The organism is Alkalibacterium sp. s-m-28 (genome assembly GCF_054658175.1).
On sequence record NZ_BAAGIQ010000177.1, the window covers coordinates 1 to 1,962 of the forward strand.

A 1,962-nucleotide genomic window follows, 5' to 3' on the forward strand; every position below is an offset into this window, starting at 1 on the left:
GTGCATTTTGTCCACAGATTTTTGCTGTGGACAGTCAAAAAGCTCGAGGCTTCCATGTTTTCCACATGTGAATTCCTCGAGCTTTTGGTATATAAAGTGTTGTTATAAATTTTGGGCAAATTCAAATATTTTGCAAGAAAAAAATCCATAAGATTGCAGGAATTTTTTCCATACCTTTGCTGCACCGTTTTATTTAGTTTTTGTGTTGCGATAATGCGTTCGTGAAGCGGTAACTTTTACCAGAAAACGAGAAAATATGAGCGTGATGAATTAAGCGATCAACTAAGGCACTCGTTAATCTGGAGTCCTGAAATACTTTATTCCATGAGCTGAATTCTAAATTGGTCGTCACAATCAAGCTGCGTTCCTCATAAAAATCAGAAATAAGGTGGAATAACAGCTCTGATCCTTCTTTATCTATTGGCAAGTAACCTAATTCATCCAAGATGAGACAATCGCTTTTTAAGATGCTCTTTCGTGTACGTGCAAGCGTCCCTCTTTGAGACGCTTTTTGTAATTTATCCACTAAATCTAAAACACGATAAAACTGTACATCTTTTCCCGCCATACATGCTTCGATGCCAAGAGCTGTGGCTAACGTTGTTTTCCCAGTGCCTGGTGAACCAACGAAAATCAAATTTTCACGATGATGAATAAAATCTAAGCTTATTAATTCCTCTTTAGTTAGAGACCCTGGAAATCCAATCGCATCATGCCATTCATATTGACCCAATCGTTTATGAGTGCGGAAACCCGCTTTGTGTATTAAACGATGAGCTTTAGCTCGTTCTCGTTCGTGCTGTTCGTATTTCAAAGACTCTAATATAAGAGGATAGAGAGCTTCTTTATCATGATTGTCTATGACGTAGTCATAAACATACGCTAACCTCATACGTTTGCACAATTCCTTTAACTCATCTTCCATTAGCTCACCGCCTTCGGAGAGAGTGAATCATAAAGCGTTAGGGAGAGAGAAGCTTCTGTTGGCTCTGATTCAAAATTGTTCAGTAGGAGAAACTCAAAATTCTCTTCAATCCGTAATAAGTCCTCTTCTTTAAGCAATTCAAGCAGTTGGTCGATGCGCCTTTTTCGTTCGACAAGAGTTGTTTCTAATACATAGCTTTTTATTTTTGATGGAAGCAGCTTCTTATATTTAGAATGATCAAGTGCCCTTGGTTTTTGTCGGTAAGTTTGAAATACATATAGCCAATCGACGGGTCGGGATTCACTAATATAAGGCCGATCTGCTTCATAGAGCAATTCACCACTTGGGCTCAGACAGCGGAATGAATCCCAGTATAACTGCACGGTTAACCGACGGTTACGACCTACTTTTGGGATATGAATAGACGCATTATCCAATCTGATTTCACCATATTTATTTGTTTTGCATTCTTCGTATCTAAAAACGGGGTAGGGTGTATCTGAAAGAGAACGCATATGTGCCCGGTCTTCTTCCCATAATTCACTGATTAGTATGTGTTCATGGTAGTGATTGCGATGACTGTCTTCTTCTAGTTGAGCATTTAACCATTTCTCAAATACAAGGTAGGAAACAAAGTCAGGTATACAGTCAAAAAAATTATAACGAATATAGCCTACTTTATTTTCAACAGCCCCTTTTTCATGACCAGAATACGGATTACAAGCAATGGGTTCAAAACGATAGTGAGCAGCGAAGCGTTCAAAGGCCTCAGTAAACACGGTTTCTTCGCCTTTCCCTCTTGGCTTAACAACGGCAGCTGCCAAATTATCAATACGAATCGTTTTAGGCACACTCTCCATCATTTCGAAAATCCTCTTTAATCCTTCTAAAAAGCATTCTGTATTCTCACTCGGATTTTTCCCCTTTTCATCATACAAATAAGGCCCATAGGACGTGTCGATCTGCCACATATCATTGGCATGAGCCATTTCAAATGACCGTCGGTCTTCTGGTGATCGCCAGCGATACTGTTCATT

General features: G+C 39.3%; 2 protein-coding genes. Both read right to left on the reverse strand.

The genetic code is table 11. The annotated features are described in order from the left end of the window. Positions 1–193: 193 nt before the first annotated feature. Entirely contained in the window at positions 194–925 is a 732-nt protein-coding gene (gene istB / locus ACYQ4S_RS11730; RefSeq protein ID WP_343755429.1) for an IS21-like element helper ATPase IstB, read from the reverse strand. After that, positions 925–1,962, reverse strand: a 1,038-nt coding sequence (locus ACYQ4S_RS11735; RefSeq protein ID WP_459771318.1) for a transposase, incomplete at its 5' end; no start/stop codon positions are given. The genes istB and ACYQ4S_RS11735, both read right to left, overlap by 1 nt.

Coding starts and splice junctions, on each gene's coding strand:
- istB (WP_343755429.1), bottom strand. CDS start 925: ATGGAAGATGAGTTAAAGGAATTGTGCAAACGTATGAGGTTAGCGTAT.